Source organism: Sandaracinomonas limnophila (assembly GCF_004005965.1).
Classification (GTDB): Bacteria; Bacteroidota; Bacteroidia; order Cytophagales; family Spirosomataceae; genus Sandaracinomonas; species Sandaracinomonas limnophila.
Genome location: NZ_SACY01000001.1, coordinates 719,593 through 743,647, shown reverse-complemented (window position 1 = coordinate 743,647; position 24,055 = coordinate 719,593). Strand labels below are relative to the sequence as shown.

Annotated in this window: 26 protein-coding genes; 9 read left to right on the top strand and 17 right to left on the bottom strand. The window is 38.3% G+C overall.

The window, feature by feature from the left end; translation table 11 throughout:
• Positions 1-1,626, bottom strand: a complete 1,626-nt coding sequence (locus EOJ36_RS03275) for a S8 family peptidase (RefSeq protein WP_127802583.1) — start codon at positions 1,624-1,626, stop codon at positions 1-3.
• On the opposite strand from EOJ36_RS03275, the gene EOJ36_RS03270 reads away from it, so the two are divergent.
• From EOJ36_RS03270 to EOJ36_RS03255, 4 genes are read left to right on the top strand one after another with little or no spacing between them, the layout of a single operon-like run.
• Positions 1,627-2,091: a hypothetical protein gene (locus EOJ36_RS03270; protein WP_127802582.1), complete on the top strand. Its 465-nt coding sequence runs from the start codon at positions 1,627-1,629 to the stop codon at positions 2,089-2,091.
• 47 nt (positions 2,092-2,138) lie between these two features.
• On the top strand, positions 2,139-4,370 hold the full coding sequence (locus tag EOJ36_RS03265; protein WP_127802581.1) for a TonB-dependent receptor: 2,232 nt from the start codon (positions 2,139-2,141) through the stop codon (positions 4,368-4,370).
• A gap of 2 nt (positions 4,371-4,372) precedes the next feature.
• On the top strand, positions 4,373-4,579 hold the full coding sequence (locus tag EOJ36_RS03260; protein ID WP_127802580.1) for a heavy metal-binding domain-containing protein: 207 nt from the start codon (positions 4,373-4,375) through the stop codon (positions 4,577-4,579).
• Positions 4,576-4,893, top strand: a complete 318-nt coding sequence (locus EOJ36_RS03255; RefSeq protein ID WP_127802579.1) for a heavy-metal-associated domain-containing protein — start codon at positions 4,576-4,578, stop codon at positions 4,891-4,893. Before EOJ36_RS03260 ends, EOJ36_RS03255 begins: the two co-directional genes overlap by 4 nt.
• Before the next feature lie 568 nt (positions 4,894-5,461).
• On the opposite strand, the gene msrB is transcribed toward EOJ36_RS03255, so the two are convergent.
• A complete protein-coding gene (gene msrB / locus EOJ36_RS03250; RefSeq protein WP_238944383.1) occupies positions 5,462-5,950 on the bottom strand; it encodes a peptide-methionine (R)-S-oxide reductase MsrB in 489 nt (162 codons plus the stop codon).
• A 48-nt stretch (positions 5,951-5,998) separates the two neighbouring features.
• On the opposite strand from msrB, the gene EOJ36_RS03245 reads away from it, so the two are divergent.
• Positions 5,999-6,661: an SOS response-associated peptidase gene (locus EOJ36_RS03245; protein ID WP_127802578.1), complete on the top strand. Its 663-nt coding sequence runs from the start codon at positions 5,999-6,001 to the stop codon at positions 6,659-6,661.
• On the opposite strand, the gene EOJ36_RS03240 is transcribed toward EOJ36_RS03245, so the two are convergent.
• The 4 genes from EOJ36_RS03240 to EOJ36_RS03225 are packed head-to-tail and all read right to left on the bottom strand — an operon-like array spanning position 6,653 to position 8,579.
• Positions 6,653-7,342, bottom strand: a complete 690-nt coding sequence (locus EOJ36_RS03240; RefSeq protein WP_127802577.1) for a rhodanese-like domain-containing protein — start codon at positions 7,340-7,342, stop codon at positions 6,653-6,655. The genes EOJ36_RS03245 and EOJ36_RS03240 overlap by 9 nt on opposite strands.
• Positions 7,339-7,635: a thioredoxin gene (gene trxA, locus EOJ36_RS03235; RefSeq protein ID WP_127802576.1), complete on the bottom strand. Its 297-nt coding sequence runs from the start codon at positions 7,633-7,635 to the stop codon at positions 7,339-7,341. Before trxA ends, EOJ36_RS03240 begins: the two co-directional genes overlap by 4 nt.
• Positions 7,636-7,677: 42 nt before the next feature.
• A complete protein-coding gene (locus tag EOJ36_RS03230; RefSeq protein WP_127802575.1) occupies positions 7,678-7,977 on the bottom strand; it encodes a rhodanese-like domain-containing protein in 300 nt (99 codons plus the stop codon).
• A gap of 5 nt (positions 7,978-7,982) precedes the next feature.
• On the bottom strand, positions 7,983-8,579 hold the full coding sequence (locus EOJ36_RS03225; protein ID WP_127802574.1) for a class I SAM-dependent methyltransferase: 597 nt from the start codon (positions 8,577-8,579) through the stop codon (positions 7,983-7,985).
• A 37-nt stretch (positions 8,580-8,616) separates the two neighbouring features.
• Between EOJ36_RS03225 and EOJ36_RS03220 the strand changes: the two genes are divergently transcribed.
• A complete protein-coding gene (locus EOJ36_RS03220) occupies positions 8,617-9,024 on the top strand; it encodes a DsrE family protein (protein ID WP_127802573.1) in 408 nt (135 codons plus the stop codon).
• A 53-nt stretch (positions 9,025-9,077) separates the two neighbouring features.
• On the opposite strand, the gene EOJ36_RS03215 is transcribed toward EOJ36_RS03220, so the two are convergent.
• Entirely contained in the window at positions 9,078-10,061 is a 984-nt protein-coding gene (locus EOJ36_RS03215; RefSeq protein ID WP_127802650.1) for a glycosyltransferase, read from the bottom strand.
• Between the two features lie 51 nt (positions 10,062-10,112).
• Complete coding sequence (locus tag EOJ36_RS03210) at positions 10,113-11,297, bottom strand: NAD(P)/FAD-dependent oxidoreductase (protein ID WP_127802572.1); 1,185 nt, start codon at positions 11,295-11,297, stop codon at positions 10,113-10,115.
• Positions 11,298-11,411: 114 nt separating this feature from the next.
• Here EOJ36_RS03210 and EOJ36_RS03205 point away from each other — a divergent pair, with 114 nt between their 5' ends.
• Positions 11,412-12,416 carry a c-type cytochrome gene (locus EOJ36_RS03205; RefSeq protein WP_127802571.1) on the top strand — a complete coding sequence of 335 codons (1,005 nt, stop codon included), beginning with the start codon at positions 11,412-11,414 and terminating at the stop codon, positions 12,414-12,416.
• On the opposite strand, the gene EOJ36_RS03200 is transcribed toward EOJ36_RS03205, so the two are convergent.
• Both EOJ36_RS03200 and EOJ36_RS03195 read right to left on the bottom strand, forming a co-directional pair.
• Positions 12,417-14,534 (bottom strand): Tex family protein, encoded by a 2,118-nt coding sequence (locus EOJ36_RS03200; protein ID WP_127802570.1) that lies wholly within the window; start codon positions 14,532-14,534, stop codon positions 12,417-12,419. It abuts the gene before it with no gap.
• Between the two features lie 254 nt (positions 14,535-14,788).
• Positions 14,789-15,481, bottom strand: a complete 693-nt coding sequence (locus tag EOJ36_RS03195; protein WP_127802569.1) for an XRE family transcriptional regulator — start codon at positions 15,479-15,481, stop codon at positions 14,789-14,791.
• A 108-nt stretch (positions 15,482-15,589) separates the two neighbouring features.
• On the opposite strand from EOJ36_RS03195, the gene dinB reads away from it, so the two are divergent.
• Together dinB and EOJ36_RS03185 are read left to right on the top strand one after the other, a co-directional pair.
• Complete coding sequence (gene dinB / locus EOJ36_RS03190; protein ID WP_127802568.1) at positions 15,590-16,726, top strand: DNA polymerase IV; 1,137 nt, start codon at positions 15,590-15,592, stop codon at positions 16,724-16,726.
• A gap of 70 nt (positions 16,727-16,796) precedes the next feature.
• Positions 16,797-19,712 carry a DNA polymerase III subunit alpha gene (locus tag EOJ36_RS03185; protein WP_127802567.1) on the top strand — a complete coding sequence of 972 codons (2,916 nt, stop codon included), beginning with the start codon at positions 16,797-16,799 and terminating at the stop codon, positions 19,710-19,712.
• Between the two features lie 280 nt (positions 19,713-19,992).
• Here the strand turns inward: EOJ36_RS03185 and EOJ36_RS03180 are convergent, their stop codons facing one another.
• Genes EOJ36_RS03180 through EOJ36_RS03150 form a run of 7 tightly spaced genes read right to left on the bottom strand, consistent with a single transcriptional unit; the run spans position 19,993 to position 24,014 of the window.
• The gene (locus tag EOJ36_RS03180) at positions 19,993-20,490 is read right to left on the bottom strand and encodes a DUF6691 family protein (protein ID WP_127802566.1); all 498 of its coding nucleotides are present in this window, start codon (positions 20,488-20,490) and stop codon (positions 19,993-19,995) included.
• Between the two features lie 4 nt (positions 20,491-20,494).
• Positions 20,495-21,055, bottom strand: coding sequence for a YeeE/YedE family protein (locus tag EOJ36_RS03175; protein ID WP_127802565.1), 561 nt, complete (start codon positions 21,053-21,055; stop codon positions 20,495-20,497).
• The gene (locus EOJ36_RS03170; protein WP_127802564.1) at positions 21,056-21,259 is read right to left on the bottom strand and encodes a DUF6132 family protein; all 204 of its coding nucleotides are present in this window, start codon (positions 21,257-21,259) and stop codon (positions 21,056-21,058) included.
• On the bottom strand, positions 21,243-21,452 hold the full coding sequence (locus tag EOJ36_RS03165; RefSeq protein ID WP_164847826.1) for a hypothetical protein: 210 nt from the start codon (positions 21,450-21,452) through the stop codon (positions 21,243-21,245). Before EOJ36_RS03165 ends, EOJ36_RS03170 begins: the two co-directional genes overlap by 17 nt.
• A gap of 29 nt (positions 21,453-21,481) precedes the next feature.
• Positions 21,482-21,757: a rhodanese-like domain-containing protein gene (locus tag EOJ36_RS03160; protein WP_127802562.1), complete on the bottom strand. Its 276-nt coding sequence runs from the start codon at positions 21,755-21,757 to the stop codon at positions 21,482-21,484.
• A 2-nt stretch (positions 21,758-21,759) separates the two neighbouring features.
• Entirely contained in the window at positions 21,760-23,181 is a 1,422-nt protein-coding gene (locus EOJ36_RS03155; RefSeq protein WP_127802561.1) for an MBL fold metallo-hydrolase, read from the bottom strand.
• A 20-nt stretch (positions 23,182-23,201) separates the two neighbouring features.
• Complete coding sequence (locus tag EOJ36_RS03150) at positions 23,202-24,014, bottom strand: sulfite exporter TauE/SafE family protein (RefSeq protein WP_238944390.1); 813 nt, start codon at positions 24,012-24,014, stop codon at positions 23,202-23,204.
• Positions 24,015-24,055: the final 41 nt, after the last annotated feature.

Below are 24,055 nucleotides of genomic sequence, written 5' to 3'. Positions count from 1 at the left end.
TTAATAAACAATAATTGGAATTATTCGAAGCAAAGATGCAGATTTTATTTGAATAAAATGCTTGCCAGGGGCAATTGGTCCTAAAGAAATATTTTTTTCTTCTCCCTGCCAATTGAAATTTTGCAGAATTTGACCGTTTGTGTTGATGATATTAACTGAATACTCTCCTGCAATGGAGCTACTTAAATGAAAGCTACTTCCTATTTCTACCGGATTAGGATATGCCTTGAAATCTGATTCGGAATTGTTTTTTGTCGCCAAAATAGGGGTTAAAATTTCAACTGCTTTTTCATACGATGGAACGCCATACCCCATATTGTTATTCGGTGTAGTGTATAAACTTGCCGATTTTTTAACCGCTAATTTGATTTTTTGTGCAGTTTCATTGGGAAATTGTTCCACGAGTCCGGCAACTAAACTGCTTACCAAAGGTGCTGCAAAGGAGGTGCCGCTCAAAAATTCATAGGAGCCATCAATTTGTAGGGCTTTTACCCCTGTACCCAAGGCGCAAATATCTGGTTTAATTCGTCCATCAGAAGAGGGACCATAACTTGAAAATCCGATTTTCAACAAACTAGAACTCACTGCCCCAACAGTTAAAATGTCTACAGCATCTGCCGGTGCAGAAATGTATTTCCAAGTGCTTGTTCCTTCATTTCCGGCGCTAATTACACAAATAATACCTTTATCTGTTGCCCAATTGGCAGCTTTTGTGGCAATACTCGTATTGCCATTCATTTGTACATAGGTATGATTGTACAAAGGTAAATCAAACTCTGTATAGCCTAAGGAAGATTGAATGACGTCTGTCCCCAAACTATCGGCCCATTCAGCACCACGTAGCCAATTTACCTCTTCTACCAATTTTTCCCATTCACTTTCTTCTGTTTGTGCTAGAGCAAAATAGGAATTATAAGCTCCTCCAATTAGGTTATTTTCTGAATAATTGGCCATTACACTCAACACATTGGTGCCGTGACTTCCTTTTTCAAATACCGATTTTCGATCGGGGGTGGTAGCTAAAGTGGCAATGATTTTTTTCTCGTCGATGATTTTTTTTAATCCGGAAAGGCTTGGAACATTCGTAAAACCATCGTCTAAAAGTGTAACCAACACATTATCACCCTTGATTCCTGCATTGTGCATGTGGTCTAGTCCAATATGTACAATTTGGGTGGTTCCTGTGCCGTAAACCTCTGTTCCTGAACCCGTTTTTTCTTGAGTTCCGGTGGCGGGAAGGCTATTGTTGGTCACAACTGAAGAATCGATGGCAAAAGGGTAATAAAATCCTTTGACATGTTCGTTGGCCAATATTTTTGATTTAGAACTAGGAGTTATTTGAATCAGTGCACCATTAATCCATTTTAAGGGATAGATAATTTTGGCACCTAATTGACTTAATTCCTTTAAATAGGTAGAGTTTACGGGTATATCTTGTTCATTATAAGCAACCTGATTTTTTTGTCGTCTTTGAATTGATTTGGCACTTAAAAATTCCTCCGGATGGCTTAAAGAATAGGGCGAATTTGATTTGTCTTTAAAGAGGACGAGGTAGCGATACTTGTCCTGCGCAAAGGAAGTATAAGTTGATAAAATTAAGAAAACGTATAGTAGTAAGTTTTTCAAATGTTTAATTTGAAACTAAATTTAGTAATTTTACGTTTAATTTCTATGCAAGCTTTGAAACGATTTCTTGTTTTATTTCTAGCTTTTTGGCTTTTTACCTGCCAAATAGGGCTTGCATGGTCTGTTTCTACTTGTTTAATTACAGGGGCAAAAAAGGTACAATACAATGATCTGAAGAAATGCTGCAAAATGCCTCAAAAGTCTATTAATGAGGGATTTACGAAGCATTTTGAGAAACAATCATGTTGTAAAATTGACCAACATTTATTGAAATTAAATTCTTTTGCTGAAAAGAAATTTCAAGAGAAAAAAATATTTCAAAATTTTATAAAAAATATACAATTTTTTGAAAATTATTTTACTAAAAAATCATTCAATTCTAATTTTAGAGGTTTTTTAAGAAAATTAGAGGTCTTACAATCGCTTAAAATTCACCTATCTTTTCTAAAAGTTTTTCAAATTTGATGCCAATATTTTTTTATTAATTTTTAAATTTTTAAAACGATATTGAAATGAAATTTTATAGCATTTTGCTTGGGTTATTCTTATACCTAGCAATTAATTTAGATAGTAAAGCACAAGTAATTTCTGGCAGAGTGATGAGCCTTGATGCCCAAGGAAATATGGCCGATTTAGTTGGGGCAGTGGTTAATCATCCCCAATTAAAAAAGGGTACAGTAACTAATAAGGAAGGAAGGTTCACCTTGGATCTTCAGGGATTTCAGGGATTTCTTCGATTTTCTTACACAGGTTTTCAAACAGATTCACTTTTTGTGCCTACAAATAAACCTATTCATGTGCATTTAATGCCTTTGGAAAAAGAATTGAAAGAAGTGGTGGTTTATGCAGGTTCATCTCCTCACGACAGAACATCGCCTTTGCAAACAGAGGTTTTAACCGTAAAAACTTTGGCAAAGGCAGCCTGTTGTAATTTGTCGGAAAGTTTTGAAACGAATGCCTCTGTTTCTGTAAATTATAACGATGCAGTAACGGGTTCCAAACAAATCCAATTGTTGGGTTTGTCGGGCATTTATGTGCAAACCAATACCGAAAATATGCCTTCTATTCGTGGCTTAAAAACTACGTATGGATTAAATTATTTACCCGGAACCTGGATACAATCGATTGATTTGTCGAAGGGACAATCGTCTGTGGTGAATGGGTATGAGTCGATTGCCGGGGCCATAAATGTTGAATTGGCAAAACCGGATACAACAGATAAGTACTATTTGAATACTTACACGAACTCCCAAGGCCGTTTTGAGGTGAATCAGCAAGGGGCAAAGAAATTTGATAATCATTTGTCGACAGGTTGGTTTGCCCATTATTCCTCTCAGGCCTATCGTTTTGATGGTAACGGGGATGGATTTTTAGATGTTCCCTTGTACCAACAAGTGAATTTGTTGAATCGCTGGAAATATAAATCGGATCTTTGGATGGTGCAGGGTGGGATAAATGTTTTATATGAAGATCGATTGGCTGGACAAAAGAATTTTTATGCCAATAGTTCAGATAGAAATTTAATTTATGGTTTTGGAAGTAAAACGAATCGGATAGAGGGTTTTGCTAAAATTGCTCGTCTATTTCCTGATAAACCTTACAAGGGGATTGGATTAATTTTAAATGGGTATAATCATGATAATTTGTCCTACTTCGCAACTCGAAATTACATTGGAAATGAGCAAAGTTTTTACGCCAATTTGATTTATCAGTCTATCATTGGCAACACCAATCACTCCTGGCGTGCAGGAGGAAGCTTTTTGTTAGATAATTTTAAGGAAAGTTATGTGGGTCAAATTTTGGACAGGAGAGAAGTGGTGCCGGGTATTTTCTATGAATATACGTACACTTATCCCGAAAAGTTTACCTTCATTTTAGGCAATAGACTTGATTTTCATAACCAGTTAGGGACACAATGGGTGCCAAGGATGCACTTGAAATGGGATATCAATGAGAATTTAATTTTCCGTTTTTCGAGCGGAAAAGGTTGGAGGCGAGTGAATTTCTTTGCGGATAATTTTGGATTTTTTGCCAATCAAAGAAGTCTAAACATTGCTTTGAGTTCAGGTTCACCCATGGACATCGCTTGGAATACAGGAGGTAGTTTGAGTTATGATTTTTTTGTGAATAATAGAAAAGTAAATCTTGTTTTAGATGCCTATCAAACCAATTTTGAGCAACAATGGCTATTGGATATGGAAACGGCCCATGCGATTTATATCTACAAGAGTCCTGGTAAATCTTTTGCAAATTCCTTACAATTGGAGTTGAATTATAGTCCAATCAAGCGAATGGATGTAAAAGTCGCTTATCGAATTCAAGATGTTCAGGCAGATTATAAGTTAGATTATGGGGATATTGTCCGATTGCAAAAGCCATTTATCAACAAAGAAAGGGTTTTGGTGAATGTTTCCTATTATACTCCTTACGAAAAATGGAAGTTTGATTACACCTTCCAATGGAATGGTCCGAGGAGAATTCCAAGTACACTACATTTATCTCAAAATGCTGATTTCTTTTTGAATAATCAGTCGCCTGCCTTTTCCACTTCTTATGCTCAAGTTAGTCGAAAATTTAAAAAGTGGGAAATGTATGTAGGAGCCGAAAATATGTTTAATTTTAAGCAAGAAAACCCAGTAATGTATGCCAATAGTCCCTTTTCATCTGGATTTGATGCCACAATGGTTTGGGGGCCGGTTACGGGGTCAATGTTTTATTTAGGTACACGTTTAAAAATCAACTAATCATGAAAAAAATCGTTTTAATGAGCGCAATTTTGTTGGGAACAATGAGCGCATTTGCACAGCACGAGCAACATGCTACTGCTAAAAAAGAAGAGGCAACTAAGAAAGAAGAATATCAGTGCCCAATGAAATGTGAAGGCAAAAAGACCTACGACAAAAAAGGCAAATGTCCTTCATGCGGAATGGATTTAAAAGCTGTTAAAAAATGAAAAAACTAATGTTTTTGTTTCTTTTGGCACCTGCTGTATTAATGGCAGGTCCAAAAGTAAAGATCAAAATTAGAACTTCTGCCATTTGTGAAATGTGCAAAGAGCGCATTGAAAAGAATTTGACGCTGAGCAAAGGTGTAAAAAGGGCGGAATTAGATTTGAATGATAAGGTGGTGACGGTAACCTACGATGTTTCTAAAACCACTTTTGAGGCAGTGAAAAAAGCAATTACAGAGGTTGGGTATGATGCAGATGAAGCTGTTGCGGATGCCAAGGGGTATGAAAAATTGCCGAGTTGTTGTAAGAAGAAGTGAAATTTGAGAATTGGGGAATATAGGAATTGGGGAATATAGGAATTGGGGAATATTAGGAATTGGGGAATATTAGGAATTGGGGAATATTTCGAAAAACAATCCCGGAGGGATTGCACATATAGCCGAAAATTCTTCCCAATGTTTTTTGACCCCAGCGGGGTCATTTTTTTATTTAATTCGACCCCGCTGGGGTCGATCAATCTCTCTCACAATCCGAAATGCTATAGATGTGCAATCCCTCTGGGATTGTTTATTAAAATATTTCTCAAATGCTATAGATGTGCAATCCCTCTGGGATTGTTTATTAAAATATTTTCAAATGTTATAGATGTGCAATCCCTCTAGGTTTGTTTTTTGAAATATTTTTCAAATTCCCCAATTTCTCAAATTCCCCGATTCTCAAATTCCCCGATTCTTTTATTCTCCAATTCCTACATTCTCCAATTCCTATATTCTCCAATTCCTATATTCTCCAATTCCTATATTCTCCAATTCCTATATTCCCCAATTCCTATATTCCCCAATTCCTATATTCTCCAATTCCTATATTCCCCAATTCTTATATTCTTCATTTCCCCGATTCGAACCCTAATGAAACAGAATTCACACAATAGCGTAAACCTGTGTCAGTAGGTCCATCGTTGAACACATGTCCGAGGTGGCCACCACATTTGGCACAGGTAATTTCAATTCGGTCCATGCCATGGGAGAGGTCGCGCGTTTCTTTGATGACCCCGGCCTTGATTTCTTTGTCAAAACTTGGCCATCCGCAATGAGAGTCGAATTTGGAGTCTGATGTAAATAAATGGGCTCCACAGCCTTTGCAGGTGTAAATTCCTTTTTCTTTGTGCATTAAAAATTTACCTGTGTAAGGACTTTCGGTGCCTTTTTGTCGAAGAATGTAAAACTCCTCAGCACTGAGTTTCTTTTTCCATTCGGTTTCGTTTTTCGGTAAATTTTCCATACTTGCTTGAGAATTTTTTGTTTTTTGTCCACAGGAACTAAAACCAATGACCATAAATAGACTATAAATTAGAAATGATTTTAAAGTTTTCATGGTGAATAATTTTCTATTTAAACGTAAATTAAAGCAAATTGTTTTAAAATGTGTTATTATACTGATCAGCAAAGTTCAAAAAAAGCTTTAGAAAGTAGATTCAAGGCAAAGGGAAAATTTGCTGAAGAGCAATTGGTCAAAGGTAAGGTTTCTGGATTTACTCAAGCTGCTTTGCCATTGATTACGCAAGGAAAACCTGAAGAGATACAATTGATTCCATGGGGATTAATTCCAGCTTGGGCGGATGAAGATCAAGCCAAAGATTTTCCGAGTAAAACATTGAATGCTCGTACGGAAACCGTTTTTGAAAAACCAACCTTTGAACCGTCCATTCTCCGACAAAGATGTTTGGTGTTAGTGGACGGTTTTTTTGAGTGGCAACACCTTGGGAAGGAAAAGACCGAATGGGAGATCAGCTTGGTAAGTGAAGGTCCATTTGCTCTGGGTGGTATTTATGCTATTTGGACGAATCCTAAAACGCAAATGAAGCAAGCAAGTTTTTCAATTTTGACAACTCCTGCTAATGAGTTGATGGAGGAAATTCACAATACCAAGAAAAGAATGCCATTGATTATTCCCTTAGAAAAGGAAGCCGATTGGGTACACGGAATGCCTTTGGAGGATTTGAAAGGGTATTTTAAGCCCTATTCGTCGGAAAAAATGAAGGCTCGAAAAGTATTTCGAGCCCAAGATCAATTGCGATTATTTTAATTCGTTTTCGGGGAAAAGTCCCAATTTTTTCCATTGCAAATTCCCATTTTCGTAGCGTTCCACATAAGGAATAGCTTCAATTTTAAGAGCTTCAGCGAGGGCAGGATTTTGGTCGACGTCTATCTTAATTAATTCAACTTTTCCTTTTTGTTCCTCTACAAATTTCTCTAAAATAGGACTTAGTTTTTTGCAGGGGCCACACCATTCTGCATGAAAATCTACTATTACTGATTTTTTAGATGCGACCAGTTTTTGGTAATCAGACAGACTCATTCCTCCTGCCATTTGGGCTCCTGATGTTGTACTTAAAGGTAATTGAGCTGCATTCCAGGCTAAAATACCTCCTTCTAAATTATAGATTTCTTTAAATCCATTTTCTTTTAAAACCTCTGCAGCAGAAGATGAACGACCACCCGAAAGGCAATAAACAAAAACAGGCTTTGATTTATCTAATTTAGCTAGTTGAGTTTGGAAATCTCCCAAATTAATATCTGCATTGATGGCGCCTTCTATATGTCCTTTGGCGAATTCATCTGAAGTTCTTACATCCAACAATTGCTGATGCTGGGCTTTCGTTTCTTTCGATTGAAAGGTAGCTGCATCAATTGATTGAATGCCTTCAGGTTTGTTGCAGGCTATTAAACTTGCTGAAATGGCCAAAATGGCTAATAATTTTTTCATTTTGAATATTGTTTAATCAAGTTTTCTAAAACATGTGCCGGTTGGACGCCCGATTGTCGCCAAACAGATTTTCCATCTTTGAATAAAATCATAGTAGGTACCGAACGAATTTGGAATTGATCGGCTACTTTTCTGTTTCTATCCACATCAATTTTGACAATTTTTGCGGTTTCTCCAACTTTAGATTTCACTTGTTCCAAAATTGGGGCCAATTGCTTGCAAGGTCCGCACCATTCTGCAGAAAAATCTACTAAAACGGGTTTATCTGAGGATATTATTTCTTTGAAGTTCATCTTATATGTTATGAGTTATGAGTTATGGGTTATGGGTTATGGTTACTTTAAACTTAACCAAGCACCACCGTTGTGTGCATCAAATCCATTGCTTTTTAATAGTCTTTTTGCTGCGCTGGAACGCATGCCGGAGGCACAGCAGGTGATTACAGGTTTATCTTTTTTAATTTTGGAAAGGTTATTTCCAAGGGTTTGTAAGGGGAGGTTAATGGCACCTTTTAGGTGTCCACCAGCAAATTCGGATGGCGTACGAACATCAATTATTTGTGCACCATTTTTCATTAATTCTTTTAGATCCACTTTTGGACCCATTCCTAATAAATTCTTCAGTAAGTTTAACATATTTTTTAAATTTTAGTTCCAATAAATTGTAATAAGTCTGCTTTTCCTTGGTGAAGGGGGCCTTCGTTAAGGTTTCGACTTGTTTCTTGCAAAAGTTCAATTTTTAATTCTTTGAAATCTTCTGCAATTTCTTCTTTTGAATAAAGCAAATTCAGGTCTTTTGGGCCACCGGAGGTGTTTTTGATTTGATTTTTTGTAAACGCTTCAAGTATAATTTTCCCACCTGGTTTAAGCCATTTTATACATTTTAAATGAAAATCCTTGCGTAATTGTTCAGGTAAATGAAAGAAAATGGGGGCAATTACATCAAAGGAATTTTCGGGATAATTAATTGATTGCACATCTGCCACTTCAAAGGAAATTTCTACCTTATTATCTTTTGATAAAATTATCGCTTTTTCTTTTGCCATTTCTGATAAGTCAAAGGCTTCGACTTCCCAACCCATTTTTGCAGCAAAGATTGCATCCCTTCCTTCTCCAGCTGCTGGAATGAGAACTCTTCCTAATGTTAAATTATTAATATTTTTTTCGAAAAAATCATTGGGAGATTTACCATACTGATAATCTTCGTTTTGATATCTTTCATTCCAAATGGATTTCATATAATTTTTATTAATTTAGGTTTTAATTTTTTATACTATGAAACGATTTACTTATTTTCTTCTTGCAATTTTATTTGTTTCTTTTGCTGGTTTCTCAAAGCCAAAGCATCGTGTGGTTGTACATTTAAATACAGCTGATACTACAGCTTGGCATGGTGTTGTTCGTAATGTGGGTAATTTGCAAACTGCTTTGGGTGTTGATACACAAATTGAGGTTGTGGCTCATGGGGCAGGAATCTCTTTTTTAATTGATTCAAAAACAACACAAAAAGCAAAAATTGAAGAATTAGCATTGTCGGGTGTTAAATTTATGGCATGTGAAAATACAATTCGCGACCGTAAAATTGACCGTAAAACGATTCTTCCTATTGCCAATTTTGTACCTTCTGGGGTAGCTGAAATTGTGTTGAAACAAGAAGAAGGCTGGTCTTATTTAAAGCCTTAATGATACAAAATTAGTAGGTTGAAGAAGGGTTTGGCGTGACTTTAGTCGCAAGATTATTGGATCCAATCCAAAAATTTTGGTTCGATTTTGATTAATTGAGGTGGTGTTTCATTCAGCTTTTGCTGATTTAATACCATCTCATATTTTTTCATATAGTTTTTTGCCATTTCATCCGAATTGAAAACATCTCCTGCATACTCATGGCATTTAATTTTAGAATAGTTTTCTGCGTCTTGAATAGCCTGTGCTAATTCATCTTCTTGATTAGATAAATAACCAAATTCATTTGAAACTAATTCTGGAATGGCACCGTAGGGGGTTGCAAAGATTGGACAGCCGTAAAAAAGGCTTTCGGTAATGGCTAAACCAAAGGGTTCGTGCCAGCGAACGGGGAAAATTAAACCTTTTGAATAATTTAATAATTCACATTTTTGGGCTCCACCCACCATCCCATAAAAGGAAACTTTCGGGCTAAAAGTGAATCGAATACCCATTTTGAAATTAAACCTATTACCTCCTAAAACGGCTAATTTTTCTCCTTTAACTTTATTGATGATTGCGATAGCACCTTTTACATTTTTTACTCTCCAGGCAGCATTGCCTAAAAAATGAAAATGTTTTCGAGGAATGGTTAAATCCGGTTTTTGATAATCTTCCCAATCCAATCCATTGTGAACAAAAGAATCGGAATTGTATCTATTGGCATGATTTTTTGAAACAAAAACGGCATTTGAATCAATAGGCCTCTGTTCGTTGATATTGCCATGAATGGTAACTAAATAGGGTTTTGTCAAAGGCTCTTTTGGTTCTTTCTGTAAATGAACCAAATCAATATCTTCTGGAATTTGCTTATTTATGGAAAGCTCTGGATTGAAAATTAAAACCTTTGCAAAGTCGCAGGAGGAGCCTTGAGGAAGTAAAAAACTAACCTGATGACCTAGTTTTTTAAGCGATTTTGCCAATCCCCAGATCACGCGCTCAGTTCCGCCATAGGTGAAAACGGGAAGTTTTTGGTCGTGAACGATAAGGATATGCAAGTGTTGGGCTTTAATATTCAAATGTACAAAAAAAGGGGATAAAATCCCCTTTTACATCTTTCCTGGTAGTATTTGTGTCCAATATAAAAAGGGTAGAATGTATTTTTTGAGGAAATACATGCTGTATCTTTCTTTTGATTGGTCAAAAGGGAAGGTTTCAGTGGGTTGGTTGTCGTAGTCGAATTCAGCTAAAACCAATTTGCCATATCCTGTGATAATTGGGCAAGAAGAATAGCCATTATAAGATTCTGTTGCAGAATTCCCATTCATAACCTTCAATAAATTTTGAACCAATACAGGGGCTTGTTTACGGATGGCTGCGCCTGTACGTGAAACGGGTAGTCCGGCAACATCGCCACAAGAAAATACATTTTTAAATTTGTTGTGTTGAAGTGTATGAATATCTACATCCACCCAGCCTCCAGCATTTACTAAAGGACTATTTTTTACAAAATCTGGGGCAGATTGTGGGGGAGTAACGTGAATCATGTCAAACTCAACCCAATATTCTTGATCTTTATTTGCTTCACCAATACCAATGAATTTTGCTTTTTTATTTTGGACATCAATTTCATCCAAACGAACAAAAAATTGGGTTTTGATTCCATAATTTGCAATGACTTTTTTCAAGGTATTCTCGTATTTTTCTACTCCAAAAACACGTGTTCCCCCCGACCAAAATTCTACTTGATTGGCTGCATGGTGTTTTTTAAAATAATCTGCTGCCAAATACATGATTTTTTGTGGTGCTCCACCACATTTTATTGGGGTATTCGGATTTGTGAAAATAGCTTTTCCTTTTTTTGTATTTTGAAGACACTCCCAAGTATAAGGTGCCGATTCAAAACTGTAATTGCTGCAAACACCATTTTTACCCAAATTTTCTTGTAAACCTTTGATAGCTGACCAATTGACCTGAATACCAGGAGCTACAATTAAATAGTCATAATATACTTTTTCACCCGTTTTAAGAGTCACCTGATTTTCTTCTGGTTGAAATGATTCACAAAATTCTTTGATCCAATGAACACCTTTGGGCATTACAGATTGTTCCTCTCTGACTGTATCATTTATATCAAATTCACCTCCGCCTACCAAAGTCCAAGCTGGCTGATAATAATGTTTTGCGGAAGGTTCAACAATTGAAATGTCTAAAGATTTATTTTTTCTCAATAATTGAGCAGCCACAGAAATACCCGCATTACCGCCTCCAATGATTAAAATTTGATGTTTCATAGTATTATTTGTTAAATTGGATGTTTAATATTAGGTAAGTTTTTTAGGTTGCGAAGTGACAATAGTCACATGTAGAAATAACCTGCAATGTAATTTTGTTTGAAAATTTTTGGTATGGGATTTGATCAATCGAAGAAAATAAGTGTTTTAGGGCTATTGCTAGGCTTTTTATTTTTTTTTATTTTTCTGTGGAATGTTCTTCCAAGCAGTAAACAAAAAATTAAAGTAAATGGAGATAGCGTTGCCATTGATTCTAATTTTACACATTTGTGGACTGCTCCATCTGATTGGCGGATGATGTATTTAGATTCTACTGAAAAGGATTTAGTACTATATGGTAAAGAATTAATTGCACATACTTCAGATTATTTAGGTCCTAGAGGGTCCGTGAAGGCTATTTCAAATGGAATGAATTGTCAAAATTGTCATTTGGATGCAGGCACAAAGCCATGGGGGAATAATTATTTTGCCGTACAGGCCAATTATCCAAAATTTCGTGAGCGTTCTGGCACTAAAGAAAATCAGATTAAGCGGGTGAATGATTGTTTTCAAAGAAGTTTGAATGGTAAAGGATTGGATTCGACTAGTAGAGAAATGAAGGCTATTTTGGCGTATATCAAGTGGGTTGGACAAGATGTTGAGAAGAAAAAAACGCCTAAAGGTTCAGGAATTTTTAAGTTGAAGGGCTTGAAAAGGGCATGTGATCCAATGAAAGGAAAAGAAGTTTATATGGCCAAATGTCAATCTTGTCACCAAGTTGATGGACAAGGAGTTTTAGCTGAAAACAAGAAATCTTATACCTATCCACCGCTTTGGGGGGCAAATAGTTACAATATAGGTGCAGGTTTGTACAGAATTTCAAATTTTGCGGGATTTGTAAAATACAATATGCCCTTGGGTGTCAAGTATGATAGTCCGCAATTGACGGATGAAGAGGCATGGGATGTTGCGGCCTTTGTGAATTCGATGCCTCGTCCTAGTAAGGATTTAAGTGCAGATTGGCCAAGAAGGAGGGGGAAGCCTTTTGATCATCCTTTTGGACCGTATGATGACCCATATTCGGAGCAGCAGCATAAATATGGGCCATATAAGCCGATTAAGGATTTTTATAAAAAGTAATTACATTTTCATACTTAAGCCAATTCGTTTTCTTGGTTCGTCAATTTCAGTAACAGTTACCATTACTTTTTGTTGGACTTTTACAACTTCATTGGGGTCTTTGACGAATTTGTTGGCTAATTGACTCACATGAACTAAGCCATCTTGATGAACTCCAATATCTACAAATGCACCGAAATTGGTGATATTGGTAACAATTCCAGGTAATTTCATGCCAATTCGAAGGTCTTTTATTTCATTGATGCCATCTGTAAATGAGAATGCTTCAAATTGTTCACGAGGGTCGCGACCTGGTTTGGCTAATTCGTTTAGGATGTCTTTTAAGGTTGGTAAGCCCACATTTTCACTTACATAATTTTGGATATTTATTTTAGCTCTTAAATCGGCTGATTCTAATAAATCGCCAACCTTGCAACCTACATCTTTGGCCATTTTTTCTACTAGGTTATAGCGCTCCGGATGGACTGCTGATGCATCTAATGGGTTTTTAGCTCCTCTGATGCGTAAAAAGGCAGCGGCTTGCTCAAATGCTTTTTCTCCTAAACGTGGGACTTTTTTAAGTTCAGTTCGTTGCGTAAATTTCCCATTTTGGGAACGATAATCAATGATGTTTTGAGCTAATTGAGGCCCTAGTCCAGAAATATAACTAAGTATTTGTTGAGATGCGGTATTTAATTCAACGCCCACGGAGTTTACGCAAGAAATAACCGTGTCGTCTAATGAAGTTTGTAAAAGTTTTTGGTCCACATCGTGTTGGTATTGTCCAACACCGATGGATTTGGGGTCAATTTTTACTAATTCAGCCAAAGGGTCCATTAATCGGCGACCTATGGAAACGGCACCGCGGACGGTTACGTCTTTGTCTGGAAATTCTTTTCTTGCCAATTCGGAAGCAGAATAAATGGATGCACCGCTTTCATTGACCATGATGATGGCAATGTCTTTCAGTCCCAGGCTTTTCACAAATGCTTCTGTTTCTCTGCCTGCGGTTCCATTTCCGATTGCAATTGCTTGAACCTGGTATTTTTTAACCCAATTTTTTACGGTTTCACCTGCTTCAATGGCAGCATTTGAACCATTGTGTGGGTAAATAGTGTTATTTTCAATTAAATTTCCTTGCTCATTAAGAAATACCATTTTGCAACCTGTTCTGAATCCTGGGTCCAGCGCAAGAGTTCTTTTTTGTCCAAGGGGTGCAGCCAATAATAGTTGTCGGACATTTTCTGCGAAAACTCGAATGGCTTCTTCGTCTGCTTTTTTCTTGATAATTCCGCGGAATTCTGTTTCCATTGAGGGTTGCAACAAGCGTTTATAGCCATCTTTTATGGCTAAAGAAACTTGTTCGGCGCAGGCATTTCTGCCCGATAGAAATTTGTTTTCTAATCGATAGATGATGTCCTCGTCGGGTCCTTGAATATTTAGAGAAAGAATTTCTTCATTTTCTCCACGCATGAGTGCCAGAACTCTGTGAGAGGGCGCTTTGTTGAGATCCTCGTTCCAGTCGAAATAATCTTTGTATTTGATTCCCGATTCTTTTTTGCCCTTCAATACTTGTGAGTGAATTGTGGTGTTTTTCAGAAAGGCCTCTCGGGCAATTTCTCTAGATTTGATATGTTCGGTGATTTCTTCAGCTAATATATCGCGCGCGCCAGCAAGTGCTTCTTCTGTGTTTTTGACACCTTTTTCGGTGTTTATAAAGGTTTTGGCCAATTCATTGGGATTTTGGAGTCCTTGTTTGAACAATGAATTTGCTAATTCTTGCAATCCTTTTTCGCGGGCGATGCTTGCTCTTGTTTTGCGTTTTTGTTTGTAGGGCAGATAGAGATCCTCTAAAGTCTGCAAGTTGTCTGCAGCTAAAATGGCTTTTTCTAATTCAGGAGTAAGTTTTTCTTGCTCTTTGATGGACTTTAAAATTGCCTCACGTCTTTTTTCTAAATCGATTAATTGTTGATTGAGGTCGCGGATGGCAGCAATTTGAACTTCGTCTAATGAGCCAGTTATTTCCTTGCGGTATCTTGCGATGAAGGGCACAGTGGCACCTTCATTTAATAAATCGATGGTTTTTTTTACTTGTTGGGTGGTGAGGCCCAATTGGCTTGCTATTTTTTGTTGGCTCATTGTTATTATTCGTTCCCGGGTTGTCACCCTGCCCTGGGTTGCAACCCAGGGCTATTTAAAATTGAACCCCTGCGGGGTTCGTTGTAATCGTTTTGTTTTGCCGGGGTTGCAACCCGGGGCTATGGAAGTAAAGCCCTTTGGGCTTTGTTGTTGCTGTGCCTTCGAGTTTCTTCGCTTCGCTCAGCCTCAGGCACCGGTTTTTACCTCTTACCTATTACCTCTTACCTATTACCTATTACCTATTACCTCTTACCTCAATTCGGAAATTCTTCTTGAAAATATCCGGCGAATTTCCAGATTTCTTGGATTTCAGAGCCTAGGATAGGGTATGGGTCAAATAGGGTATTGGTGGAGTTGAGGATTAATACGTTTTTTTCGGCTAGGTGATTGTTAATTTTTTTCAGAACCACGCCGTCTTCGCGAGTGACAACGATGCAGATGGTGCCGTCTTTGATGTCGTGCCAATTTTCAATGTATTCGGCAAAGACTAAAGATCCTGATTGGAGTGGCAACATGGAGTCTCCTTTTATAGGGAAAACTCGATATTTTTTGTCACTGGATAAAAAAGGTACTTGGAAGGTGGGTAATTCTTGGATGAAATCCACGTCGTCGTACGATGCCGTATAGCCTGCAAGGGCTTTAATGGGCACAAATTCAATATTTTCGTTATTTTCAGAGTCTACGGTGGTGGCTAAAATTCGTAGGTTGGAGCGACGAATTCCGGCGGGGCGCTTCGATAAATCTTCTTTGAGTAATTCGTCAATTTCGACATCGAAGAATTGTGCGATTTTGATTAAATCTGCGTATTTAGGCTCTGCGCGGCCAGATTCGTAAGATCCTAGAGTTGGTTTTTTGATTTCTAGCAATTCGGCCAATTTTTCTTGCGAAGTTTTTTCTGGCATTCGATTGCGTAATAATCGTAGATTTTGACTGAAAAATGTATTCATTTTGTTGTAAAATTCGAAAATATGAATAAAATTAGTATGCTAATTTGTGGTTCATTAAGAATCTAAATTACAAAATGTATTCAAATAAAGCAAAAATCTAGTTTTTTTATGCAGAATAGATCAATTGTGCACATGGATTTGGACAGCTTCTTTGTCTCGGTGGAGCGATTGCGAGACGATCGGCTGCTGGGTAAGCCTGTTATTGTGGGCGGGATGTCGGACCGGGGAGTGGTGGCGGCTTGCAGTTATGAGTCGCGAGTGTTTGGGGTTCACTCAGCAATGCCGATGCGGATGGCGCGCAAGCTTTGTCCGGATGCTATTGTTTTACGTGGTGATTTTGAGGCGTATTCGAAGTATTCGGATGGTGTTACGAAGCTCATTACCGAGCGGGCTCCGGTGGTGGAAAAAGCTTCGATAGATGAATTTTATTTAGATATGACGGGTATGGATCGGTTTTTTGGCACCTATAAATTTGCTTCAGAACTCCGGGAAACGATTCAGAAAGAGACGGGATTGCAGATTTCGTTTGGTCTTTCTGTTAACAAAACAGTATCTAAGGTGGCTACCAATCACATCAAGCCTGCTGGACAAATGCAGGTACCTATCGGCGAAGAAAAGGCTTTTTTGGCCCCGATGCCTGTGGGTAAGATTCCGATGATTGGCACGGTAACCGCTCAAACCTTGCGAAATATGGGAATTTCTCAGGTGGGTACCTTAAGTCAGATGCCCATGCGGGTGCTGGAGCGCACTTTCGGGAAATCGGGCGTGATGCTTTGGGAGCGCGCCAATGGGATTGATTTGTCGCCCGTGGTGCCGTATCACGAACAAAAGTCGCTCTCCAAGGAAATGACTTTTGATAAGGATACAACGGATGTGAATAAGCTCAGGCGTTTGTTGATTTCGATGACTGAGCAATTGGCCACCGATTTGCGACAGAAAGGGCAATGCACTTCCTGCATAACGGTCAAATTGCGCTATTCAAATTTTGATACACATACGAAACAGCAAGTATTACCAGCCACGGCATCCGATCACCTGTTGATGCCGGCGGTGTTGGATTTGTTTGAGAAATTGTATGATCGCCGGCTGCTCATTCGCCTCGTCGGTATTCGTTTTTCGAAACTCTTGCAAGGTCAAGAACAACTCAATTTATTTGATGATAGCGCTAAATTGGCTCCTTTGTACCAAGCGATTGACCGTATCCGAAAAAGGTATGGGGATTATGTGTTAGGGAGAGCCGTATGATTTACCTCCCCCTTCCCCCTCCTTCTGAAGGAGGGGGTGGCGCAAAGCGCCGGGGGCGGTCCACCTAACTATGTTCACTCACTCCTACTACAGCCTACGATACGGCACTGTTTCTCCCTCAACATTAGTGGAGAAAGCCCATGTGCTGGGAATCCAGACATTGGCATTGACCGACATCCATCGGGTGTCGGGGGTGTACGACTTTGTCCAAGCTTGTGAAAAGTGGGGAGTGAAACCGGTGGTGGGGATGGAATTCCGTTCAGGGGATGACTTGAAGTATAATTGTTTGGCGCGGAATCCTGCTGGTTTTTCGAAAATCAATGCGTTTGCCACTCGGTATTTGTCGCAAAATTTGCCTTGGCCAGATAGGCCTGATTTGGGAGATGATGTGTGGGTGATTTATTCCTTCGAGCAGCGTAAAAAAATCCAAGATTTGGGTACTTATGAGCGAATTGGTGTACAAGCAAAGGATAAAAAACAGCTTTGGCAGGAAAAAGATTTGAGTCGATTTGTGTGGGCACATCCAGTTACTTTTTTAGACAAAAAGGGTTTTTCGATGCACCGTTTGCTGCGTGCCATTGATAAAAATACTTTGCTCAGTAAATTGCCTAGTCAATCCCAGGCTTCCCATGATGAGTTTTTATGGAGTCCCGAGCAACAAAAAGATTTTTTACAGGATTATCCAACTTTACTCCAAGCCACCGAAGAGATGTTGGCTGATTGTCATTTTTCCTTCGAATTTTATACGTCTAAAAATAAAAAAATATTCAGTGCAAGTGAGGAAGATGATCGTGAATTACTTCAAAAGTTAGCTTTTGAAGGGGTGAAGTATCGCTACGGGCGAACAGATAAGCAAGCGATGGAGCGTGTGAAAAAAGAGCTCAAGGTGATTCATGAATTACATTTTAATGCCTATTTTTTGATTACTTGGGACATCATTCGCTATGCTCGATCGCGAGGATATTTTCATGTGGGTCGGGGTAGTGGAGCGAACTCCATTGTAGCCTATTGTTTGGGTATTACAGATGTGGACCCCATTACCTTAGATTTGTATTTCGAACGATTCATCAATCCGCATCGGACAAGTCCGCCCGATTTTGATATTGATTTTTCTTGGGATGAGCGCAACGAAATCATCGACTATATTTTCAAACGGTATGGGGCGAGTCGGGTTTGTTTGTTGGCCACCTACGTCACTTTTCGTGATAAATCTATTTACCGAGAATTAGCCAAGGTCTTTGGCCTGCCGAAGTCTGAAATAGATGCTTGGTTGGAGCCAGATTCGCTCATTAGGAAAGAAGGTGGGGATGAATTACATCGTTTGATTGTCAAATATGGCAATTTATTGCTCGATTTTCCGAATTATTTGAGCATCCATGCGGGCGGAGTATTGATTTCGGAAGAGCCCTTGTCGAATTACACCGCTTTAGAACCGATGCCCAAGGGATTTCCGATTTGTCAGTTCGATATGTATGTGGCCGAGGAAGTAGGTTTTGCCAAGTTTGATATTCTTTCGCAAAGAGGATTGGGGCATATTAAAGAGTCGGTTGACATCATTCGGGAAAATAGAGGTATTGATGTAGATGTGCATCGGGTGCAGGATTTTATGAAAGATGAGCGGGTACGTATGCAGTTGGAGAGCCATGAAACAATGGGCTGTTTTTACATTGAATCGCCAGCAATGCGACAATTGATTAAGAAATTGAATTGCAATAATTACTTGACCTTGGTGGCAGCGAGTTCCATTATTCGTCCGGGTGTGGCCAGCTCAGGTATGATGAAGGCCTATATTGACCGACACCATAATCCGGATTCTTATGAGCCTACGCATCCCTTGATGGGTGAGTTGATGCAAGAAACCTATGGAGTGATGGTTTATCAAGAAGATGTGATTAAGGTGGCTCACTATTTTGCGGGTTTGAGCTTGGCTGAGGCTGATGTGTTGCGTAGAGGGATGTCGGGCAAATACCGTTCTAGGGCCGAATTTGAAAAGATTCGGGAACAGTTTTTTGTGAATTGTGCTGAGAGAGGTTATGCGCCAGAGGTGTCGAAAGAAGTGTGGCGACAAATGGAAAGTTTCAGTGGGTATTCGTTTAGTAAAGCCCATTCGGCCAGCTTTGCGGTGGAAAGTTATCAAAGTCTTTATTTGAAGACCTATTTTCCTTTGGAGTTTATGGTGGCGGTGATTAACAATTTTGGCGGATTTTATCGAACTGAGTTTTATGTGCATGAGGCACGAAGGGGTGGGGCGCAGATTGAAGCACCCGATATCAATGAAAGTCAGTATTTAACCAGCATTCAGGGCCATACCATTTATTTAGGTTGGGTACATATCAAAGGTTTGGAGAAACGTGTGGTGCAGTGTTTGATTGAATCGAGGACACAAGATGGTCCATTTCTTTCATGGGACGATTTTGCTCGAAGAGTTCCCATCGGACTTGAGCAAGCCATTTTATTGATTCGTGTTGGGGCTTTTCGTTCCTTACATCGTTGCAAGAAAACCTTACTTTGGGAGGCTCATGCCCGTTTTTGTGGTAAGAAAGCAGAGCCAGTGGCACTGGAAATGTTTGAGCAATCGACTTGGGATATAGGCACCCTACCCACTTTGGTTACTTATCCTTTGGAAGACGCCTATGATGAGTGGGAGTTGTTGGGATTTCCCTTGTGTAACCCTTTTGATTTATTAGCAGAATTGCCGGAAACCAATTTGGATGCTCATTTGTTGCTAAACCAGGGAAGTATTTTAGGATATTTGGTGACGCTCAAACCTACCCGCACCAAGAAAGGAGATCGGATGTATTTTGGATATTTTTTAGATAGTAATGGGGAGTTTTTTGATACAGTTCATTTTCCTGCTGACTTGCAACGATACAGTTTTCGTGGTTCAGGCATCTATTTCATGCGCGGTATCGTGATGGAAGAGCATGGACATCGAAGTTTACGGGTCAGAGAGATGGAGAAGCAGGGGTGGAGAGTGAAAAGTTGAAGTCTGGCGCGAACGCGGCGTAAAATTATGAATTATGAATTATGAATTATGAATTATGAATTATGGGTTATGAATTATGGGTTATGGGTTATTAAATTGTAAATTAATCAGTTTATTGATAGGGAATTCAATCGTTTTTTTGTTGGGGAAATGCATTCCCCTTACCCCCTGCAATTTACCGAATTAATATAAAAGTAAATTGATAAAATTTATTTAGGAAAAATCAGCTTTCAAAAACTTGAAAATAATTACATAACTCATAATTCATAATTTATAATTCTTAATGTGGCAATTTATCCCTCAACCAACCGTACGTCCAAGTGCCAGCGATAGCGCTTAAAATAACGATAGAGATAGATAAAACGCCTGAGCCTAATTGAGCAAATAGGGGACCTGGACATGCTCCAGTGATTGCCCAGCCAAAGCCGAACATCAAGCCACCGTAGATATTTCCTTTGTTGAATTCCTTGTCAGCAAAAGTTATTTTTTCTCCGTGAATGGTTTTAATACCCAATTTTTTAATTAAAAATACAGAAATGGCTCCTACTATAACTGCTGTACCAATCACACCATACATGTGAAAACTTTGGAAGCGAAACATTTCTTGAATTCTGAACCAAGAAATGATTTCTGCCTTGATAAATACGATACCGAAAACAACTCCAACAACTGCGTATTTTAAATTATAATACCATGGATGTTTTAATTCTGATTCATTGACACACATGGCGTCTAATTCGCGTGCTTTTAAGTCGTCTAATTCTTGTTGAGTAGCCATGTAATTATAAATTTAAAATGTAAGGTAAAATGAAATTTGCCATGATTATTCCACCAATCATAAAGCATATAGTTGCCACTAAAGATGGCCATTGAAGATTGGAAAGTCCCATGATGGCATGTCCAGAGGTGCAACCACCTGCCCAACGAGTACCAAAACCTACTAAAAATCCACCGACAACCATCATGATAAATCCTTTCAGGGTAAACAGACTTTCAAAATTGAACAATTGAACAGGAACAATTTGTGAAAAATCAGTGATGTTATAAGTCGCCAATTCTTCCACTAATTTGGGATTCACCTGAATAGGATCACCTGAATTAAGGTAAAAAGCAGCAATAAAACCGCCTAACATGATTCCGCCTACAAAGTAAAAGTTCCAAATTTCTTTTTTCCAATCGTACTTGAAAAATTTAATATCAGCAGGAAAACAAGCTGCACAGATGTGTCGCAAATTAGATGAAATGCCAAAATGCTTATTACCAAGTATTAATAGAGCGGGTACAATTAGACCAATGATTAGTCCGGCCGTGTACCATGGCCAAGGGTGTGTTAAAAGTTCCATTTAAGATTTGATAAATTTATCTTTTACAAAATTAGTTCCTAAATATCCTAAAAATGCAAAATATATAATACTATTTAATGGTTTGGAGGTAATTGGACAAGTTCCAGTAGAACATCCTATTTCTTTCCAATAAAAATAACCAATTATTCCTCCAAGGATAATTCCAATGGAATAAATTAGCAAGGTTTTATTTGACTTCTTCATACGTTACCTCATCATCTTCTGTTGATGTATGATTTTTACGGGGAGCGGGAATTCCACATCCTTGTGCACCACATCCTACGTTAAAAATGGCCATAGCAATTAAAATGAAGGCCATTGAACCTAATAGGAAGTCGGGGGTTTTTATGACTTCATAAAAAGCGTATAATCCAACTGCAAGTCGGATTATACGCATTGTGCCCCAATTTTTAAGAAAAGTTTCCATTATCTTGAAGCGTATTGTAACATTTGCATGATTCCACCTCCGTTATAAACTTCCTGGATTCCTGCTTGCTTTAATAAGGTCAAGGCCATACCAGAGCGATTTCCACTTCTGCAATACACAACAATAGGCTGATTCATTGACTTTATTTTATCTAAATTATTCGGAATTGTACCTAAGGGAATATTAATGGCCCCTTCGTAATGCCCGTCTTCAAATTCAAATGTTTCCCGAACGTCTATGACTGTTACATTTGGATTGTCTAATATTTCTTCCATGATTATAATAAAGTTGTTGGACAAACGTAATCTGTTACTTTAAATAATTCAGATTCTTTAATTGCTTTGAATCCTCCATCAATATCTACTAAGTTTTCGAACCCCCTTGCTTTTAAGATTGATATGAAAATCATGGAGCGATAACCACCTGCGCAATGTACGTAAGTTGTTTTGTTTTTGTCAACTTTCAACATACTATCATTGATGAAATCCAATGGTGCATTTTCTACATCCACCACATGCTCACTAAGGTATTCACTTTTCTTACGAACATCTAAAATTTCACCTTCACCTTTTGCTAATCTTTTGGATAATTCAGCTGCAGAAATGGATTCTACTTGATCAATTTCTTTACCTGCCGACTTCCAAGCTTCGATTCCTCCTTTTAAATATCCAATGGTGAAATCATATCCCACACGAGCCAAACGAGTAATGACCTCTTCCTCTTTTCCTTCATCAGTTACCAATAAAATCTCTTGTTTGATGTCAGGAATTAAAGTACCAACCCAAGGAGCAAAACTGCCTTCTACGCCAATGTTGATTGAATTTGGAATAAATCCTTTGGCAAAATCCTGTGCTTTTCTGGTATCTAAAACAATGGCCCCAGTCTCATTTGCTGCTGCTTCAAAAGCCTCTGGAGAAAGTGCTTGTTGACCTCTTTCCATTACTTTATCTATGCTATCGTAACCTTTAATATTCATCAAAACATTTAAAGGAAAATAGGATGGAGGTGCAACTAAACCCGTCAAAACTTCTTTTACAAATTCCTCTTCAGTCAAAGCCGGATTCAAGGCATAATTTGTTTTTTTCTGGTTTCCAAGTGTATCTGTAGTTTCTTTACTCATATTTTTACCACAAGCAGAACCTGCTCCATGAGCTGGATATACGATGATATCATCAGCTAATGGCATGATTTTATCTCGCAAAGAATGGTACAAATGAGCAGCCAATTTTTCTTGTGTTAATTCAGCTTTAACCTTTTGTGCCAAATCCGGGCGACCTACATCTCCAATGAATAGGGTATCACCAGAAAACAAAGATGTTGCTTTACCTGTTTTGTCAATTAGCAAAAAGCAAGTACTTTCCATGGTATGTCCAGGCGTGTGAATCACTTTGATTTTCGAATTTCCTAAAACAAATTCCTGATTATCTTCAGCTGTAATATGATCAAATTCTGCTGCGTTTGCCATAGGACCATACACAATTTTTGCGCCTGTTTTTTGAGCTAAATCGATATGTCCCGAAACGAAATCGGCATGAAAGTGTGTTTCAAAAACATATTTAATTTTTGCGCCATTTCTTTCTGCCTTTTGGATATAGGGCTCAACCTCGCGAAGTGGGTCAATTATGGCAGCTTCCCCTCCACACTCTATGTAATAGGCTCCTTGAGCTAAACAACCGGTATAAATTTGTTCTACTTTCATTGTTTTTTTATTTAATAATTTTAGAAGAAAATTTGTTGAATTAAAATATAAAGACCCATCACTAATACAAACCAGCCAAAGCCGACCTTCAATTGTGCTGAGTTGATTTTTTTACTAATTACATCCCCGATGAAAATACCTACAATGGCTAATCCAGTTACAGTTAACAATAGGGTCCAATCGATTGTTTGATGTCCTAAATCCCCTGTAAATCCGATGAGCGATTTTGCCGCAATGATTAATAGGGAAGTACCTATAGCTTGTTTCATGGGTAATTTAGTCAGCATTACTAATGCAGGAATGATTAAAAATCCGCCTCCAGCACCAACCAAACCCGTTAAGGTACCAACAACTAAACCCTCTACCAAAATCATTGGATAATTGTAGGAGATTTTTGCTAATTCCGTTTCGTCCTTATCGCAGTTTTCGCAGGTTCCTCTAATCATTGAAATAGATGCGGCAACCATTAAAACGGCGAAAAGCAACATCATTAAAATTGCTTTAGTTACCAAAAGGTTACCAATGGTGAAAATCTCGTTGGGAATAATGGGTACTAAAAATTTACGTGTCGCATAAACAGCGATGATCGATGGAATTCCAAAAATGATTCCCGTTTTTACATTCACCAATCCTTGTTTGTATTTTGGCCAAGCGCCTACCAAGCTACTGGTTCCCACCACAAAAAGAGAATAGGCCGTAGCCAAAACTGGATCAACTCCAAACAAGTACACTAAAACGGGAACAGTAAGAATGGAGCCTCCTCCACCAATTAGTCCTAAAGAAACTCCTATAAATAAGGATGCGACGTAACCAATTATTTCTATCATTTGCATTAATTTCATTACAAAGGTCTGAAAAGATTTAGTGCAAATTC

What these genes read in the sequence shown, in the direction of transcription:
- EOJ36_RS03255 (WP_127802579.1), top strand. Translation starts at nt 4,576, where the DNA reads ATGAAAAAACTAATGTTTTTGTTTCTTTTGGCACCTGCTGTATTAATG.
- EOJ36_RS03150 (WP_238944390.1), bottom strand. Translation starts at nt 24,014, where the DNA reads ATGCAAATGATAGAAATAATTGGTTACGTCGCATCCTTATTTATAGGA.
- EOJ36_RS03240 (WP_127802577.1), bottom strand. Translation starts at nt 7,342, where the DNA reads ATGAAAAAATTATTAGCCATTTTGGCCATTTCAGCAAGTTTAATAGCC.
- EOJ36_RS03165 (WP_164847826.1), bottom strand. Translation starts at nt 21,452, where the DNA reads ATGCGTATAATCCGACTTGCAGTTGGATTATACGCTTTTTATGAAGTC.
- trxA (WP_127802576.1), bottom strand. Translation starts at nt 7,635, where the DNA reads ATGAACTTCAAAGAAATAATATCCTCAGATAAACCCGTTTTAGTAGAT.
- EOJ36_RS03230 (WP_127802575.1), bottom strand. Translation starts at nt 7,977, where the DNA reads ATGTTAAACTTACTGAAGAATTTATTAGGAATGGGTCCAAAAGTGGAT.
- EOJ36_RS03220 (WP_127802573.1), top strand. Translation starts at nt 8,617, where the DNA reads ATGAAACGATTTACTTATTTTCTTCTTGCAATTTTATTTGTTTCTTTT.
- EOJ36_RS03225 (WP_127802574.1), bottom strand. Translation starts at nt 8,579, where the DNA reads ATGAAATCCATTTGGAATGAAAGATATCAAAACGAAGATTATCAGTAT.
- EOJ36_RS03200 (WP_127802570.1), bottom strand. Translation starts at nt 14,534, where the DNA reads ATGAGCCAACAAAAAATAGCAAGCCAATTGGGCCTCACCACCCAACAA.
- EOJ36_RS03175 (WP_127802565.1), bottom strand. Translation starts at nt 21,055, where the DNA reads ATGGAACTTTTAACACACCCTTGGCCATGGTACACGGCCGGACTAATC.
- EOJ36_RS03245 (WP_127802578.1), top strand. Translation starts at nt 5,999, where the DNA reads ATGTGTTATTATACTGATCAGCAAAGTTCAAAAAAAGCTTTAGAAAGT.
- EOJ36_RS03270 (WP_127802582.1), top strand. Translation starts at nt 1,627, where the DNA reads ATGTTTAATTTGAAACTAAATTTAGTAATTTTACGTTTAATTTCTATG.
- EOJ36_RS03185 (WP_127802567.1), top strand. Translation starts at nt 16,797, where the DNA reads ATGTTCACTCACTCCTACTACAGCCTACGATACGGCACTGTTTCTCCC.
- EOJ36_RS03155 (WP_127802561.1), bottom strand. Translation starts at nt 23,181, where the DNA reads ATGAAAGTAGAACAAATTTATACCGGTTGTTTAGCTCAAGGAGCCTAT.
- EOJ36_RS03180 (WP_127802566.1), bottom strand. Translation starts at nt 20,490, where the DNA reads ATGGCTACTCAACAAGAATTAGACGACTTAAAAGCACGCGAATTAGAC.
- EOJ36_RS03265 (WP_127802581.1), top strand. Translation starts at nt 2,139, where the DNA reads ATGAAATTTTATAGCATTTTGCTTGGGTTATTCTTATACCTAGCAATT.
- EOJ36_RS03260 (WP_127802580.1), top strand. Translation starts at nt 4,373, where the DNA reads ATGAAAAAAATCGTTTTAATGAGCGCAATTTTGTTGGGAACAATGAGC.
- EOJ36_RS03160 (WP_127802562.1), bottom strand. Translation starts at nt 21,757, where the DNA reads ATGGAAGAAATATTAGACAATCCAAATGTAACAGTCATAGACGTTCGG.
- EOJ36_RS03195 (WP_127802569.1), bottom strand. Translation starts at nt 15,481, where the DNA reads ATGAATACATTTTTCAGTCAAAATCTACGATTATTACGCAATCGAATG.
- EOJ36_RS03205 (WP_127802571.1), top strand. Translation starts at nt 11,412, where the DNA reads ATGGGATTTGATCAATCGAAGAAAATAAGTGTTTTAGGGCTATTGCTA.
- msrB (WP_238944383.1), bottom strand. Translation starts at nt 5,950, where the DNA reads ATGAAAACTTTAAAATCATTTCTAATTTATAGTCTATTTATGGTCATT.
- EOJ36_RS03210 (WP_127802572.1), bottom strand. Translation starts at nt 11,297, where the DNA reads ATGAAACATCAAATTTTAATCATTGGAGGCGGTAATGCGGGTATTTCT.
- EOJ36_RS03170 (WP_127802564.1), bottom strand. Translation starts at nt 21,259, where the DNA reads ATGAAGAAGTCAAATAAAACCTTGCTAATTTATTCCATTGGAATTATC.
- dinB (WP_127802568.1), top strand. Translation starts at nt 15,590, where the DNA reads ATGCAGAATAGATCAATTGTGCACATGGATTTGGACAGCTTCTTTGTC.